14 protein-coding genes are annotated in these 14,329 nt (G+C 72.4%); 5 read left to right on the top strand and 9 right to left on the bottom strand.

What is annotated here, in order from left to right; all coding sequences use genetic code 11:
- Positions 1 to 116 precede the first annotated feature (116 nt).
- Entirely contained in the window at positions 117 to 1,499 is a 1,383-nt protein-coding gene (locus tag J4573_RS43750) for a nitrate/nitrite transporter (RefSeq protein WP_208262187.1), read from the top strand.
- Between the two features lie 124 nt (positions 1,500 to 1,623).
- Here the strand turns inward: J4573_RS43750 and J4573_RS43745 are convergent, their stop codons facing one another.
- Both J4573_RS43745 and J4573_RS43740 read right to left on the bottom strand, forming a co-directional pair.
- Complete coding sequence (locus J4573_RS43745; protein WP_243774555.1) at positions 1,624 to 2,364, bottom strand: maleylpyruvate isomerase N-terminal domain-containing protein; 741 nt, start codon at positions 2,362 to 2,364, stop codon at positions 1,624 to 1,626.
- 223 nt (positions 2,365 to 2,587) lie between these two features.
- The gene (locus tag J4573_RS43740; protein ID WP_208262185.1) at positions 2,588 to 3,004 is read right to left on the bottom strand and encodes a plectin; all 417 of its coding nucleotides are present in this window, start codon (positions 3,002 to 3,004) and stop codon (positions 2,588 to 2,590) included.
- A 107-nt stretch (positions 3,005 to 3,111) separates the two neighbouring features.
- Here J4573_RS43740 and J4573_RS43735 point away from each other — a divergent pair, with 107 nt between their 5' ends.
- Positions 3,112 to 3,678 (top strand): TetR/AcrR family transcriptional regulator, encoded by a 567-nt coding sequence (locus J4573_RS43735; RefSeq protein ID WP_208262183.1) that lies wholly within the window; start codon positions 3,112 to 3,114, stop codon positions 3,676 to 3,678.
- A gap of 24 nt (positions 3,679 to 3,702) precedes the next feature.
- On the opposite strand, the gene J4573_RS43730 is transcribed toward J4573_RS43735, so the two are convergent.
- The 3 genes from J4573_RS43730 to J4573_RS43720 are packed head-to-tail and all read right to left on the bottom strand — an operon-like array spanning position 3,703 to position 6,466.
- Positions 3,703 to 4,344 carry a LutC/YkgG family protein gene (locus J4573_RS43730; protein ID WP_208262181.1) on the bottom strand — a complete coding sequence of 214 codons (642 nt, stop codon included), beginning with the start codon at positions 4,342 to 4,344 and terminating at the stop codon, positions 3,703 to 3,705.
- Entirely contained in the window at positions 4,344 to 5,741 is a 1,398-nt protein-coding gene (locus J4573_RS43725; protein WP_208262179.1) for a lactate utilization protein B, read from the bottom strand. The genes J4573_RS43730 and J4573_RS43725 overlap by 1 nt, the downstream gene beginning before the upstream one ends.
- The gene (locus tag J4573_RS43720; RefSeq protein WP_208262177.1) at positions 5,738 to 6,466 is read right to left on the bottom strand and encodes a (Fe-S)-binding protein; all 729 of its coding nucleotides are present in this window, start codon (positions 6,464 to 6,466) and stop codon (positions 5,738 to 5,740) included. Before J4573_RS43720 ends, J4573_RS43725 begins: the two co-directional genes overlap by 4 nt.
- 359 nt (positions 6,467 to 6,825) lie before the next feature.
- Between J4573_RS43720 and J4573_RS54785 the strand changes: the two genes are divergently transcribed.
- The gene (locus tag J4573_RS54785; protein ID WP_243774554.1) at positions 6,826 to 7,029 is read left to right on the top strand and encodes a DUF5999 family protein; all 204 of its coding nucleotides are present in this window, start codon (positions 6,826 to 6,828) and stop codon (positions 7,027 to 7,029) included.
- Positions 7,030 to 7,160: 131 nt separating this feature from the next.
- On the opposite strand, the gene J4573_RS43715 is transcribed toward J4573_RS54785, so the two are convergent.
- Positions 7,161 to 7,757, bottom strand: coding sequence for an alpha/beta hydrolase family protein (locus J4573_RS43715; protein ID WP_208262175.1), 597 nt, complete (start codon positions 7,755 to 7,757; stop codon positions 7,161 to 7,163).
- 45 nt (positions 7,758 to 7,802) lie between these two features.
- Between J4573_RS43715 and J4573_RS43710 the strand changes: the two genes are divergently transcribed.
- On the top strand, positions 7,803 to 8,228 hold the full coding sequence (locus tag J4573_RS43710; protein ID WP_208262173.1) for a PPOX class F420-dependent oxidoreductase: 426 nt from the start codon (positions 7,803 to 7,805) through the stop codon (positions 8,226 to 8,228).
- Between the two features lie 9 nt (positions 8,229 to 8,237).
- Here the strand turns inward: J4573_RS43710 and J4573_RS43705 are convergent, their stop codons facing one another.
- Together J4573_RS43705 and J4573_RS43700 are read right to left on the bottom strand one after the other, a co-directional pair.
- A complete protein-coding gene (locus J4573_RS43705; RefSeq protein ID WP_208262172.1) occupies positions 8,238 to 9,350 on the bottom strand; it encodes a tetratricopeptide repeat protein in 1,113 nt (370 codons plus the stop codon).
- A gap of 87 nt (positions 9,351 to 9,437) precedes the next feature.
- A complete protein-coding gene (locus J4573_RS43700; protein ID WP_208262170.1) occupies positions 9,438 to 10,328 on the bottom strand; it encodes an NADP-dependent oxidoreductase in 891 nt (296 codons plus the stop codon).
- A 115-nt stretch (positions 10,329 to 10,443) separates the two neighbouring features.
- Between J4573_RS43700 and J4573_RS43695 the strand changes: the two genes are divergently transcribed.
- Positions 10,444 to 11,487, top strand: coding sequence for an AraC family transcriptional regulator (locus J4573_RS43695; protein WP_208262168.1), 1,044 nt, complete (start codon positions 10,444 to 10,446; stop codon positions 11,485 to 11,487).
- On the opposite strand, the gene gcvP is transcribed toward J4573_RS43695, so the two are convergent.
- Entirely contained in the window at positions 11,430 to 14,309 is a 2,880-nt protein-coding gene (gcvP, locus tag J4573_RS43690; protein WP_208262166.1) for an aminomethyl-transferring glycine dehydrogenase, read from the bottom strand. The two genes, J4573_RS43695 and gcvP, sit on opposite strands and share 58 nt — an antisense overlap.
- Between the last annotated feature and the right edge of the window lie 20 nt (positions 14,310 to 14,329).

The following is a 14,329-nucleotide window of genomic DNA, read 5'->3' as shown; positions in this document are numbered from 1 at the left end:
ACAGCGGTCACGGGCGGTAGTGCAGCGGAGTTATCACTGCCGCATTACACGAAACACACCGGCGAAATCCGGGACTCCTAGCGTCGGCCGCGTCCGACCGACCACGAGGAGTCCCGATGACCGTCACGACCGATGTCAAGCACAGGGGCCGCGGGCCCGCGCTGACCCGCCTCAAGGGCCGCTGGATCGAGGACTGGCGGCCCGAGGACGAGGAGTTCTGGGCGAACGGCGGCGCGAAGGTCGCCCGCCGCAACCTGATCTGCTCGATCTTCTCCGAGCACATCGGGTTCTCGGTGTGGACGCTGTGGTCGGTCCTGGTGCTGTTCCTGGGACCGGCCTACGGCATCGACCCGGCCGGCAAGTTCATGCTCACCGCGGTGCCGGCGCTCGTCGGCTCGGTGCTGCGCGTCCCCTACACCTTCGCGGTGGCCAGGTTCGGCGGGCGCAACTGGACGATCGTCAGCGCCTCGCTGCTGCTGATCCCGTCCGTGCTCGCGGCCTTCATGATCAAGCCGGGGGTGTCGTACTCGACGCTGGTGATCCTCGCGGCGATCGCGGGCGTCGGCGGCGGCAACTTCGCCTCCTCGATGGCCAACATCAACGCCTTCTACCCGCAGCGGCTGAAGGGCTGGGCCCTCGGCATCAACGCGGGCGGCGGCAACCTCGGCGTGGCCGTCGTGCAACTGGTCGGGCTGCTGGTGCTGGCCACCGCGGGCAAGGGCCACCCCGGCTACGTCGCCGGCCTCTACATCCCGTTCATCGTCGTCGCCGCGCTGGCATCGGCGCTCTACATGGACAACCTGTCCCAGGCGCGCAACGACAAGCACGCCATGCGCGACGTCGCCAAGGACCCGCACACCTGGATCATGTCGGTGCTCTACATCGGCACGTTCGGCTCGTTCATCGGGTTCGGCTTCGCCTTCGGGCAGGTACTGCAGGTGCAGTTCAAGTCCGACTTCGCCACCCCGATCGACGCCGCCTACCTGACGTTCCTGGGCCCGCTGCTCGGCTCGTTCATCCGGCCGGTCGGCGGCTGGCTCGCCGACCGGGTGGGCGGCGCCAAGGTGACGTTCTGGAACTTCGTCGCGATGGCCGTCGCGGCGGGCCTGGTCCTGACCGCCTCCGCGCAGAAGTCGCTGGGGCTCTTCCTCACCGGGTTCATCCTGCTGTTCGTCTTCAGCGGCCTCGGCAACGGCTCGACCTACAAGATGATCCCGGCCATCTTCCGCGCCAAGGCGCAGCTCGGTGTGGCCAACGGCGGCGACCCGGACCAGGCCGAGCACGAGGCGCGCCGCCTCGCCGGGGCGCTCATCGGCATCGCCGGGGCGATCGGCGCGTTCGGCGGGGTCCTGGTGAACATGGCCTTCCGCCAGTCGTTCCTCACCTACAAGACAGGTGACGGCGCCTACATCGCCTTCATCGCGTTCTACGCCCTGTGCTTCGCCCTGACCTGGGTCGTCTACCTGCGCACGCACAGCAGGAAGCTCGTAGGGGTCTGACCGCCCCCGCACAGGCCGATGCGCCGTCCCCCGGCCGGGGGACGGCGCATCGGCTTCTTCATGTCCGTTGCCAGTCAGTACGGCGGTCTCAGCCCGTACGGCAGTGTCAGGCCCAGCGGCGGTGTCAGACCGGGCGGCGTGGCCGGCGCCGTGCGAGGGCCATCGCCGCCGCGGCCGGCAGGCCCGAGGCGTTCGCGGCACCGGACGCGGCAGGCGCGCCCTTCTCCGCCGTCGCGGGGACGTCCTTCTCCGGCCAGCCGGGTGAACGGCCCGACGAGCGCAGTACGGCCTCCCAGGCGTCCCCGCCCGACAGGGGCAGATGTGGAACGCCCCAATGCCAGGCCGACACCAGCAGTTCCGGATCCTGCGGCCGGTAGTCGGCCCCCTGCGCCCGTGCCAGATCCCACGCGTGCAGGTGCCACTCCACGCAGGACGCGCCCGCGTGGTCCCCGACCGTGTACTTGGTGCCCCGGTAGACGAAATGCGTGCGGTCCCAGAGATCAGGCATCAGGTCCGCGTAGGCCCCCGCCGAGACGGTGAAGGCCATGATGCGCGACGGCCCCGGCTCGGGCGGCAGCACCGCGAGCTCGGTCGCGTTCTGCCGTGCCTGCTGCCGGATCAGCACCGCGGTCGCGGCCTCCTGGGCGAACAGCTTGGCCAGCCGGCTGTCCGGCGAGTCCTGCAGGTACTCCAGGTAGTTCTCGGCGACGCAGCGCAGGTGCCCGGCCAGGTCCAGAGCCTGCCACTCGGTGCAAGGGGTGCGTACGCTCCAGTCGCCGATCCGAGCCGCCATCGTCCTGATCGCCTGCACCCCGTCCTCATAGGACTCGAGGACGCGATGCCGATCAGGCGGCGTGCGCTCCAAGTGATGTTCCCCCCGCGATAAGTGCACCGTGTCGTGCGACCCTCGCCAGGAAACTCCCGTGACGCCGCGCGATCCCCGCGGCGTCCGGTGCAGGGAGCCCCCCGGCGTTTCCCCGAGAGGGTAGATTCTCAGAACTCGGCGGCCGGTGCCACTCGGTGGTGCTGTGTCGCGAAGTCCGGCACCGAAGTCGGGCCGGGAGCCGGCCCGCGAGCCGGGCGCGCGCTCAGACCGCGACCTGCGGGCCGATCTTGAGGCTGAGACGGTGCGCCTCGCGTGCCGTGCGCAGCCGGGTCACCTCTTCGCTGAACGGCCGGACCGCCCACTTCGCCCTGGCCTTGCGCGCCGCGATCTCGGCGGCGCGGTGGGTCTTGGGGTCCTGCGCGCCGGTCGTGTAGGTCTTGGTGCCCATGGCGACCCGCTCGGCCGCCTCGGCGGTGGCCAGCGCCTCGGTGAGCGCCTTGTCGAAGCGGATCGCGAGCTCGCGCTGCTCGGCGGCCGGGGCGGTACGGGCCTGCGCCGCGCGGAACTCCCGCTCGGCCTCGGACGCGTCCAGAAGGCGGTCGCGCAGGGTCCCGGCGAGCCGCTGGTCGGCCTCGTGCAGCTCCAGGACGTCCTTGCTCACCTTGCGGCCCAACGACATGCGGTGCTCCTCGTTCTAGATCGAAGTCAGGGCAAGCGTACGCGCGGCACCGGCGTGTTGTGGCGGCGGACACCCAAGTCGGGACCTTTACGCAGTAAGGTCGTTCCATGGTCAGACAGCCTGCGATCAACGCCAAGGACCGCGCGCCCCTCAGCATCGAGCGCATCATCGAGGCCGCGCTGCAGATCATCGACGGGCAGGGGCTGGGCCGGCTCACCATGCGGCGGCTCGGCGACGCGCTCGAGGTCGAGGCGATGGCGATCTACCACCATCTGCCGCGAGGCAAGGAGCAGCTGCTGGACGGCCTGGTCGCGCACGTGGCGATCGCCCCGGCCGACGGGCGCAAGGCGGCGGGCTGGCGAGAGGCGCTGACCCGCTGGGCGCACGCCTACCGCAAGCGTCTGCTGGACCACGCCGGGGTCCTCCCGCTCCTGGTCACCAGCCGTAACCCGGCCGCCCTCGCCACCACCACCGCGTCCCTGCGCGAGGTGCTCCGGGAGGGCGGCGTGCCCGAGGCCGCGGCTGCCGTCGCGGCGCACGCGCTGCTGTCGTACGTCATCGGCCACACCGCGCTCGAGGTGCGAGGCACCGGCGAGGACGCCGTCGAGGTGGTCGACTGGGACGCCCGCTTCGACCGCGGGCTGGACCTGGTGCTGGCCGCCGTCAACCTGTAGGCGCGCCTCCAGGCGCCGCGCCGCTCAGTCCTCGACGACCAGGACCTCGAGGCTGCGCGGGCCGTGCATGCCCGTCACGCGCGGCGGCCCGAGCGCGCCCGTCGCGGTCGGCCCGCTGATCCAGGTGAGCGGGCGGTACGGGTCGACCCGCGAGACCGCCTCCGGCACCGTGCCGACGACCTGGTCGGCGTGCACGACGCACAGGTGATGCGCGGGGACCAGCGTGAGGGCGCGCCGCCCCTGCGCCCGGCCGCCGTCCAGCACGATCGTGCCGGTCTGCGCGATCGCCACCGCGCAGCCGGTCACGACGCCGTCGACCGCCCGCAGCGTGGCGGTGTCGGTCATCGCCGAGTCGGCCAGGGCGCGCACGCCGTCCAGCTCGGCCAGCCAGCCGTACGGCAGGTCGGCCGGAACGATGATCTCCTTGGCCTCGCGTCCCCACAGCGCCGCCGCGAGCGTGGTGGCCAGCTCGTCGCCGCCCACGTGGCGCACGGTCGCGCGGTGGTCGGCGAGCCGTTCGGTGAACAGCGCCAGCACGTCGGCCCGTCCGGCCGCCACGTCCTCGGTGAGCCGCCGCCGGTAGTCGCGCGGCACCTCCACCTCGGTCCCGCGCGCGTCGCCCAGCGCGTCCCGGACCCGCCCGAGGATCTTCTCCCGCTCCCCCATCAGCGACCGTCCCTCGTGCGCCACCAGGCGCGGAAGCTCTCACGGGGCGGGGCGGGCAGGTCGCGCGCCTCGGTCCACTTGCCGAGCAGCCCCGGCAGCCGCTTGATGCGGCCGCCGCGGGCGAGGAGACGCGCGCCGCGAGTGGTGCGCTGCATCGCGGTCTCGTAGCGGCGCCGGTCCCCCATCGTCCAGGCGACCGTGCGCATCAGCATCATCTCCGGCGTCGGCACCGGGCGGCGCCGGCGCGACTCGATGACCTGGCCGCGCATGTGCACCAGGAGCTCCGGAATGTCGATCTTGACCGGGCAGACGTCCGCGCAGGCGCCGCACAGCGTGGAGGCGTACGGCAGCGAGGCCTCGAAGGCGCGCTCCACCCCGCGCAGTTGCGGCGTCAGCACGGCGCCGATCGGTCCCGGCAGGACCGGTCCATAGGGTCCGGCACCGGTCCGCTCGTACACCGGGCACACCGCCGAGCAGGCCGTGCAGCGGATGCAGCGCAGCGACTGGCGGCCCACCTCGTCGGCGAGCGCCTTCGTACGGCCGTTGTCGACGAGCACCAGGTGGAACTCCGCCGGTCCGTCGCCGGGGGCCAGGCCCGTCCAGGTCGACACCGCAGGCGACATCGGGTCACCCGACGACGCGCGCGGCAGCAGCTGCAGGAAGACCTCCATGTCAGCCCAGGAGGGGACCACGGCGTCCAGGCCCGCGACCGCGATGAGGGTGCGCGGCAGGGTGAGGCACATCCGGCCGTCGCCCTCGCCCTCCAGCAGCACGAGCGTGCCGGTGTCGGCGACGGCGAAGTCGGCGCCGCAGACCGCCACGTCGGCGGACAGGAACCGGTCGCGCAGATGGGTGCGGGCGACCTCGGCCAGCTCGGCCGGGTCCTCGCTCAGCTCGGCGGTGGCGGCCGGGATCTCGTGCTGGAACAGCTCCCGGATGGAGGCGGCGTCGGGGTGGGACTCCCGGAACCCGCCGATCAGTTCGGCGAGGTCGGTCTCGGTCGCGCGGATCCCCGCCTCCGACAGCGCCCCGGCGAGGCCGATCTCGCGGGTCACCGTGGACGCGGAGATGATGACCTCGGCGTCGCGATCGATCAGGCCGGTGACGATGCGGCCGGCCTTGGCGGCGTTGCCCGCCCAGTGCACCGTGCCGCCGGCCTCGGTGACCGCGCGTTCGAGCTCCTGCAGGTAGGTGTCGAGGCCGAGCAGCGTGCGGTCCCTGATGGCCCGGCCCGCCTCGCGCAGTTCCTCCCAGTCGGGGGTCGACGCGACGGCCTGCGCCGAACGTTCGCGGCGTGACCCGTTGACGGTGCGCAGGTCCCGGCGCAGGCGCGGGTCGGCAAGCGCGGTCCGCGCGGTGGTGGCGAACTTGGGCATGCCGACCGGGACGGGGGTCATGTCCCCTCCGTGCCGGCGAGGATCTCAGCCAGGTGCATGACCCGCACGCCGCCGCGCAGCCGCGACAGCGCGCCGTCGATGTGGGCCAGGCAGGAGTTGTCGACCGCGCACACCACGTCGGCGGCGGTGTCGCGGATGTGCCGTACCTTGTCGGCCACCATCGCCACCGACACGTCGGCGTTCTTCATGGCGAACGCGCCGCCGAAGCCGCAGCACTCGTCGGCGGCGGGCAGCTCGGCCAGGTCCAGGCCCTTCACCGCGCGCAGCAGCCGCAGCGGCCGGTCCCCCACGCCGAGCGAGCGCAGCGAGTGGCAGGTCGGGTGGTAGGTGACCCGGTGCGGGAAGTAGGCGCCCACGTCGACCACGCCCAGCACGTCCACCAGGAACTCGGTCAGCTCGTAGACGGCCAGCGTCTCGGCCGCCGCGGCGAGCTCGGGATCGCCGGCGGCGCGGGCGATGCGCGGGTAGGACTCCCGCATCGTCGCCGCGCACGATGCCGACGGCGTCACGATGACCTCACCGTCCTCGAACAGGCTGGTCACCCCGCGGGCGAGGTCGGCGGCCTCGCGGTGGTAGCCGGACGCCCAGTGCATCTGGCCACAACAGGTCTGCTCTACGTTGAACACGACGTCGTGGCCGAGTCTCTCCAGCAACTCGGTCACCGCGCGTCCGGTGCCGGGGAACAACGCGTCGTTGAAGCAGGCGACGAACAGCGCCACGCGCACGGGCCCCCACCTCCCCCTCGGCCGCTCCCCCGCCGAGAGAAAGCGTAGGGGGCTCAGGCGGGGCAAACAGGCGAAACGATCCCACACGTGTGGCCGATGAGGGCCGACGGGCATGAGAGCCACGAATCAGGAGGAATCGTTTGCCTTATGACGGCGCGTCGTTCTTCACCCGTTATCGATCTCGGTGCACCCTGTGTATGGCACCTCGGAGTGAGGCGGGTCACAGCCCACCGGTACCCCGGTACCAAGGGACAACCGTCCCAACGGGCTATGGCCGCGAAGATGCGAACCGCATCACACTGGGGAACGTCATAAGAAGAACAACACCACCACGAACACTTGAGACCGGAGGCACGCCGATGTGCCCGCACCAGCCGCCCTGTCCTTCACCGGACGGACCGAACCGCGACGCCGCCAAGACTGTGGCCAACCACCCCGAGCAGGGATGGAGCCTACTGTGCAATGGCGTCGTGCTCTTCGACGACACCGGCGAGCTGCTGCCCGACGGGGGAATCATCGCACCGCACCGGCCGACGGACCTTTGGGCCCCGTCCGCCGCTTGACGACTCGTTCCACGGGGGACTAGTCAAAACGGGTGATCATCCTCGGGGGCGGCGCCGCCTGCCCGAGACCTCTGGGCCCGACCGGGGCCCAGGGGCCGTATGGCGCACAGACCACCACAAAACTTCACAACTCACCTGTCCCGCCAGCGGCGCAGCCACGGTTCGACCGTGGCACCCACCGCGGCGGGATTCTTGTTGAGGTCATGCCGTTCGCCCGGCAGCACGACGACCTCGGCGGCGTCGGCCGCGTCCGGGATCCCGAACGGATCGCGATCGCCGTTCACGACCAGGACCTCGGCCCCCGCCGCCCGCAGTTCATCGGCGCGTGACTTCTCCGGCTTGCCCGGCGGGTGCAGCGGGAACGCCAGCGCCACCACGCCGGTGGCCCCCGCGTCCCGGGCCGTACGGCAGGCCACCCGGGCGCCGTTGCTCCGCCCGCCCTGCACCAGCGGAACGTCACCGAACCGGTCGCGCAGCAGCTTGACGATCTCGAGCCAGGCCTCGTCCTGCTTGGCCGGAGGTCCCGGCGCGCGCCGGCCCGCCAGCCGGAACGGCTGCATCACCCGGGCGACGGCGGCCCCGAGGCTCAGCGCCACCTCACGCACCGCCAGCAGGTCGGCCGCCTCCACGCCTCCGTTCGACCCGTGCGTCAGCACCAGCAGGAACGAGGGGTCGGCGGTCTCGTCCAGCGTGACCTCGGCCGGGCCGTGGGCCGTCACGATCTCCACGTGACCCAGCGTAGCCGCCCGGTCCGCATGCGGCAGACTTGGATCATGGCAACGATGACAGACAGCGAGTGGCGGGCGTTCGTCTCCGAGGGCACCAAGACCGGCAAGGTCGCGCTCACCCGCAAGGACGGTGCGCCGCACGTGACGCCGGTCTGGTTCGTCCTGGACGGCGACGACCTGCTCTTCAACACCGGCAAGGACAGCCTCAAGGGCCGCATCCTGCGACGCGACCCGCGGGTGGTGCTCTGCGTGGACGACCAGCGGCCGCCCTACTCGTTCGTCATCATCCACGGCGAGGCGACCCTCGAGGACGACGTCGACGACAAGCTCAAGTGGGCCACCACGATCGGCGGCCGCTACATGGGCGAGGACCGGGGCGCGGAGTTCGGCGAGCGCAACGCCGTCCCAGGCGAGTACCTCGTCCGCGTCCGCATCACCAAGGTGATCGCCGAACGCGACGTGGCCGACTAGCGGAACTGGCTACGCGTCTGGCCAGCCGGGCGGCGCGGGTGTGCCCATGGCCAGCCGCAGCCGTTCGGCGAAGCTCTCGTGCAGCAGCGGGCCCCAGGCGTAGTCGCTCGGCACGCGGATCGCGCGGCCGAGCAGTTCGTGGGCCTCGCCGCCGCCCTCGGCGTAACGGACGGCCAGCAGCGCGTACATGTGGTCGAGGGCGCCGAACGCCTCGCCGGCCAGCGCGGGCAGGCTGCCGTCCGACACCGCCGACTCCATGACCGGCTCCCACCACACGTCGGCGGGATCGACCTCGTCGTCCTCGGCGCCGAAGTCGCGGCGCAGCCGGGCGCGGACCTGGCCGGCAACGCCGGTGTCGGCGAGGCCGCGGCGCCAGATGTCGCGCGCCTCGCCGCCGCGCCCGCGCAGCGGCAGGGTGCGCGCCAGCAGTTCGGTGGCCAGCGGGCCGATCTCGGGGTCGGCCGGCTCGTCGCCGTCGCCGAGCGCCGCGCCGAACGCGCCGATGGCCTGGTCGAGGTAGGAGATGCCGACCGCGACGGCCAGCCGGGAGTAGGCGTAGGGCGCGGTCTCCCGGTCGATCAGCTTCAGGCCCGCGGTGAGGATCCGCTGGGCGCGTGCGGGGTCGCCGCGTTCCAGCAGCCGCTGCGCCAGGTCGTGCGCCGCCACCGGCCCGTACTCGGGGTCGCCGGTCGCGATCGCCTCTTCCCAGTGCCCGCGCGCGGCGTCGAAGTCGCCCCCGTCGTCGGCGAGCCGCGCGAGCGCCAGCAGCGCGGGCGGCATGTAGGCCGGGTTGCCGAAGTCGACCACCATCTGCCAGGCGGGCCCGGCCTCGCCGTGCTCCCCGGCCCGCTCGTGGGTCAGCGCGAGATGGTAGGCCGCGCGCGGCCCGTACTCGGGATCCCGCGTCGCGATCGCGGTCCGGTCGGCCGCACGCGCCGCCGTCACGTTCCCCGCGTCGTCCAGGACCACCGCGAGCCCGAGCGCGGCCTGCGCCCGGAGCGGGGTGTCACCGAGGTCCACGACCTGCTCGAACAGCTGGGCGGCCAGGCCCAGTTCGCCGTCCTCGGCGAGCCGCCGGGCCTCCTCGCACAGACGGGCCGGATCGTCGGGCGTCTCGCTCATGCGCAGCCTTCTGGGGATCGAATAGTCTCCCGAAGCCTACCGAGACACGGGTCTCCCGTCGCGCTACAACACCCGGAAACACACGCGTCATGGAGTGAGAACGATCTTGCCTTGAAGGTCACCCGCAGCTGCCGCGCGGTGAACGTCGGCGAGCTCGCTGAACGCCCGTGTGCCGGCGACCTCGACCCGCACCTTCCCGGTGTCGACGAGGCCGGCGAGTGCGGCGAGCTGAGCCGTGTCGTTGCGCGCCACGAAGTGGGTCGCGGTCACCTTGGCGTCCTCCGGCGGCTCGACCGGCCCGGTGATCGAGACCAGGCGTCCCCCGGGCCGTAGGAGGGCGAGCAACCGGGCCGCGGCCGCCGGGGCGATCGGAGCCAGGTTGAGCACCGCGTCCACCGGACCGTCGATCTCGTCCGCCCACGACGGCTCGGTGTAGTGAACGACCTGGTCGGCGCCATACCGTCGCGCGGCGTCCGCACTGCGAGGCGAAGCGGTCGCGACGACATGCGCGCCCGCGTGCTTGGCGAGCTGGACAGCGAACATACCCACTCCGCCTCCGGCACCGTTGATAAGCACCCGCTCCCCCGCCACCGGCTCGGCGTGCTCGTGGACCGCCTGCCAGGCCGTGAGCCCGGCGACCGGAATGGCGGCGGCTTCCGCGAGCGGGATGCTCGCCGGGGCCCGTACCAGCAGGTCCGCCGCCGCGACCGTGTACTCGGCCATGGCGCCACCGCGATCCAGGCGCCCGATCACCGGTTCACCGGCGACCGTGCCCGACACGTCGACGCCGAGGACCATCGGCACCTCGTGGCCGAGCACCTCACGCAGCAGCCCCGACCGCGCCCCGATATCGGACGGGTTGAACGCCGCCCCCGCGACCTTCACCAGCACCTCGCCCGGCCCGGGCACCGGCCTCGGCACTTCCTCGTAGCCGATGACGTCCGGTCCGCCGAACTCCTGAATCAACGCAGCTCGCATGGTGTCCTCCGTGGTCGATCGTTCAATGGAACGACCGTAGAGCGACACAGATGAGACGAGCTATAAGCTCAGATCTCTGATTCATGCGCCAGCGTCTCATCGCTATGCTCGCCCAATGGACGTGCTGAGCGACGTGATCGCGGTGATGCGGCGGGGCGAGCCGCGTTCGGCTCTGGTCGAGTGGCGGGCGCCCTGGGGGCAGCAGTTCCGGTCGGTACCGGGAGCGGCCGGGTTCCAGGTGATCCTGCGCGGCTCGTGCTGGCTGATCCCGGCCGACGGAGGCACGCCGCCGCTGCAGCTGGCCGTGGGCGACGTCGTGTTCCTGCCGCACGGCGGGGAGCACGCGCTGGCCGACTCCCCCACGACGCCGATCGCCCCGTACATCTGCGACCCGCAGGACGGCGGCCGCTTCGAGCAGCGCTACGCGTCGCCGCCTGTGGGCCTGGCGTCGGGCGACGGCGATCAGGCCTCGACCGTCACGCTCTGCGGCGCGTACGAGATGGATCCGGCGCGGGTCCACCCACTGCTCACCGACCTGCCCGAGATCGTGCACCTGCCCGCGCGCCTCGGCCACCGCCCGGAGATCCGTTCCGCCGTGGAGCTGCTCGGCGCCGAGCTGCAGAGCCCCCGGCTGGGCGCGGACGCGATCGTTCCCGCGCTCCTGGACATGCTCCTGCTCTACATTCTGCGGGCCTGGCTCGACGAGCAGCCCGGACGGGGCGAGACCACGGGATGGGCGGGAGCGCTCAATGATCCGGGCATCGGCGGCGCGATCCACGCGATCCACAACGAGCCGGAGCGCGCCTGGACGGTCGAGGAGCTGGGCGCGCGGGCGCGCATGTCACGGGCCTCGTTCGCCCGCCGCTTCACCGCCCTGGTGGGACGGCCGCCGCTGGCCTACCTGACCTGGTGGCGGATGACGATGGCGGCGCGGCTGCTCACCGAGTCCGACGCGCCGCTCGGCACGGTCGCGGCGAAGGTCGGGTACGGGTCGGAGTTCGCGTTCGCCAACGCGTTCAAGCGCGAGTACGGCATCGCCCCCGGCCGGTACCGCAGAGGGCACCTGCCGGGGGCGATCCGGAACGGCGTCGGTTCGGGCGATCAGTCCTCGAAGGCCTCCGGCGGCGGGCAGGAGCACACCAGGTTGCGGTCGCCGTAGGCCTGGTCGATGCGGCGGACCGGCGACCAGTATTTGTTCTCGCGCAGCGCGGGCACCGGGTAGGCGGCCTCCTCGCGGCCGTAGGCGTGCTTCCAGTCCTCGGTGATGAGGCTGGCCGCGGTGTGCGGGGCGTTCTTCAGCGGGTTGTCATCGCGGTCGTAGCCGCCCTCGGCGACCCGCTCGATCTCGCGGCGGATCCCGATCAGCGCGTCCACGAACCGGTCGAGCTCGGCCAGGTCCTCGCTCTCGGTCGGCTCGATCATCAGCGTGCCGGCCACCGGGAACGACAGCGTGGGCGCGTGGAAGCCGTAGTCGATCAGCCGCTTGGCGACGTCCTCGGCGGTGATCCCGGTGTCCTTGGTGATCTTGCGGAGGTCGGCGATGCACTCGTGCGCGACCAGGCCGTTCCGGCCGGTGTAGAGGATCGGGTAGTGCGGCGCGAGCCGGGCGGCGAGGTAGTTGGCGCCGATGATGGCGCCCTCGGTGGCCTCGCGCAGGCCGTCCGGGCCCATCATCGCGATGTAGGCCCAGGAGATCGGCAGGATGCCCGCCGAGCCCCACGGCGCCGCCGAGATCGGGCCGACGCCGGTGTCCTGCGGGCCGGCCTCCGCGCGCAGCGGGTGGCTGGGCAGGAACGGCACCAGGTGCTCGCGGACGCCGACCGGGCCGACGCCCGGACCGCCGCCGCCGTGCGGGATGCAGAACGTCTTGTGCAGGTTGAGGTGGGAGACGTCGGAGCCGAACTCGCCGGGCCGGGCGAGGCCGACCAGCGCGTTCAGGTTGGCGCCGTCCACGTAGACCTGGCCGCCGGCGTCGTGCACGGCCTTGCAGACGTCGGCGATGGTCTCCTCGAACACCCCGTGCGTGGACGGGTAGGTGACCATGATCGCGGCGAGCTGCTCGCGGTGCTTGCCGATCTTGGCGTGCAGGTCGTCGAGGTCGATGTTGCCCTGGTCGTCGCACTTGACGACGACGACCTTCATGCCTGCCATGACGGCACTGGCGGCGTTGGTGCCGTGCGCCGAGGACGGGATGAGGCAGACCTGGCGGGCCTGGTCGCCGCGCGAGGCGTGGTAGCCGCGGATGGCCAGCAGCCCGGCGAGCTCGCCCTGGGAGCCGGCGTTCGGCTGCACCGAGACCTTGGCGTAGCCGGTGATCTCGGCGAGCCAGTCCTCCAGCTCGCCGATCAGCTCGACGTAGCCGGCGACCTGGCCGATCGGCGCGAACGGGTGGATGTTCGCGAACTCCGGCCAGGTGATCGCCTCCATCTCGGAGGTGGCGTTCAGCTTCATCGTGCAGGAGCCGAGCGGGATCATCGACCGGTCGAGCGCGATGTCCTTGTCCTGGAGCTTGCGCAGGTAGCGCAGCATCGCGGTCTCGGAGCGGTGCGCGTGGAAGACCGGGTGGGTGAGGTAGGGGCTCTCGCGCCGCAGCGCGTCCGGGATCGCCTGGCCGGTGGTCTCCGGCAGGTCGGTGGAGACGCCGAACGCGCCCAGCACGGCGGTCACGTCGCCGTCGTCGGTGACCTCGTCGCAGGCGATGCCGACGTGGTCGTCGTCCACCATGCGCAGGTTGCGCCCGGCGTCGCGCGCGGCGCGCACGACCTCGGACGCGCGGCCCGGGACGCGGGCCAGGACGGTGTCGAAGAACGAGTCGTGCACGACCTCGACGCCGCCCTCGCGCAGTCCGGAGGCGATCCGGACGGCGTGCCCGTGGGCGCGCTCGGCGATCGCGGCCAGGCCCTCGGGGCCGTGGTAGACCGCGTACATGCTGGCCATCACGGCGAGCAGGACCTGGGCGGTGCAGATGTTGCTGGTGGCCTTCTCGCGGCGGATGTGCTGCTCGCGGGTCTGGAGCGCGAGGCGGTAGGCGGGGGCGCCGTCGGCGTCGAGTGACACGCCCACCAGGCGGCCCGGCAGCTGCCGCTGGATGCCCTCGCCCACGGCCATGTAGCCGGCGTGCGGGCCGCCGAAGCCGAACGGGACGCCGAACCGCTGCGCCGAGCCGATCACGATGTCGGCGCCGGACTCGCCGGGCGGCTTCAGCAGGGTCAGCGCGAGCAGGTCGGCGGCGGCGACCACCTGGGCGCCGCGCTCGTGGGCCTGCTCGGCGAGCGGCGCCAGGTCGCGGACCGCGCCGGAGGCGCCCGGGTACTGCACCAGGACGCCGAAGAAGTCGCCCTCGGGCAGCCCGCCGGACAGGTCGGCGACCACGACGTCGATGCCCAGCGGGACCGCGCGGGTCCGGATGACCTCGACTGTCTGCGGCAGGGCGTCGGCGTCGATCAGGAACGCGCCGGGGTCCTTGCGCTTGGAGACGCGGTGGGCCAGCGCCATGCCCTCGGCGGCGGCGGTGCCCTCGTCCAGCAGGGAGGCGTTGGCGACCGGCAGCCCGGTGAGATCGCTCACCACGGTCTGGAAGTTCAGCAGCGCCTCGAGGCGGCCCTGCGAGATCTCCGGCTGGTACGGGGTGTAGGCGGTGTACCAGCCCGGGTTCTCCAGCACGTTCCGCAGGATGACCCCCGGCGTGAACGTGCCGTGGTAGCCCAGCCCGATCATGGAGCGCAGGACGGTGTTCTTGTCGGCCAGCTCGCGCAGCCGGGCCAGCGCCTGCGGCTCGCTCAAGGCGGGAGGCAGGTTCAGCGGCCGGTCACCGCGGATGGCCGCCGGGACCGCGTCGTCGATCAGCGCGTCGGCCCCGGAGTAGCCGATGGCCGTCAGCATGCGGGACAGGTCGTCGGGGGAAGGCCCGATGTGCCGGTCGGCGAACGTCGTCCGGGGATGCTGCGGCGAAGCCACGGGGGCGAAGTACTGGGCGGTCATTGGGGAAGCCTCCTGGGCTG

Source organism: Actinomadura barringtoniae (assembly GCF_017573505.1).
Taxonomy (GTDB): domain Bacteria; phylum Actinomycetota; class Actinomycetes; order Streptosporangiales; family Streptosporangiaceae; genus Spirillospora; species Spirillospora barringtoniae.
The sequence above is the reverse complement of the archived record's forward strand: the minus strand, read 5'-3'. Positions and strand labels throughout refer to the sequence as shown.

Coding starts and splice junctions, on each gene's coding strand:
- J4573_RS43750 (WP_208262187.1), top strand. CDS start 117: ATGACCGTCACGACCGATGTCAAGCACAGGGGCCGCGGGCCCGCGCTG.
- J4573_RS43740 (WP_208262185.1), bottom strand. CDS start 3,004: ATGTCGTTGGGCCGCAAGGTGAGCAAGGACGTCCTGGAGCTGCACGAG.
- J4573_RS43735 (WP_208262183.1), top strand. CDS start 3,112: ATGGTCAGACAGCCTGCGATCAACGCCAAGGACCGCGCGCCCCTCAGC.
- J4573_RS43730 (WP_208262181.1), bottom strand. CDS start 4,344: ATGGGGGAGCGGGAGAAGATCCTCGGGCGGGTCCGGGACGCGCTGGGC.
- J4573_RS43725 (WP_208262179.1), bottom strand. CDS start 5,741: ATGACCCCCGTCCCGGTCGGCATGCCCAAGTTCGCCACCACCGCGCGG.
- J4573_RS54785 (WP_243774554.1), top strand. CDS start 6,826: ATGTGCCCGCACCAGCCGCCCTGTCCTTCACCGGACGGACCGAACCGC.
- J4573_RS43710 (WP_208262173.1), top strand. CDS start 7,803: ATGGCAACGATGACAGACAGCGAGTGGCGGGCGTTCGTCTCCGAGGGC.
- J4573_RS43705 (WP_208262172.1), bottom strand. CDS start 9,350: ATGAGCGAGACGCCCGACGATCCGGCCCGTCTGTGCGAGGAGGCCCGG.
- J4573_RS43700 (WP_208262170.1), bottom strand. CDS start 10,328: ATGCGAGCTGCGTTGATTCAGGAGTTCGGCGGACCGGACGTCATCGGC.
- J4573_RS43695 (WP_208262168.1), top strand. CDS start 10,444: ATGGACGTGCTGAGCGACGTGATCGCGGTGATGCGGCGGGGCGAGCCG.
- gcvP (WP_208262166.1), bottom strand. CDS start 14,309: ATGACCGCCCAGTACTTCGCCCCCGTGGCTTCGCCGCAGCATCCCCGG.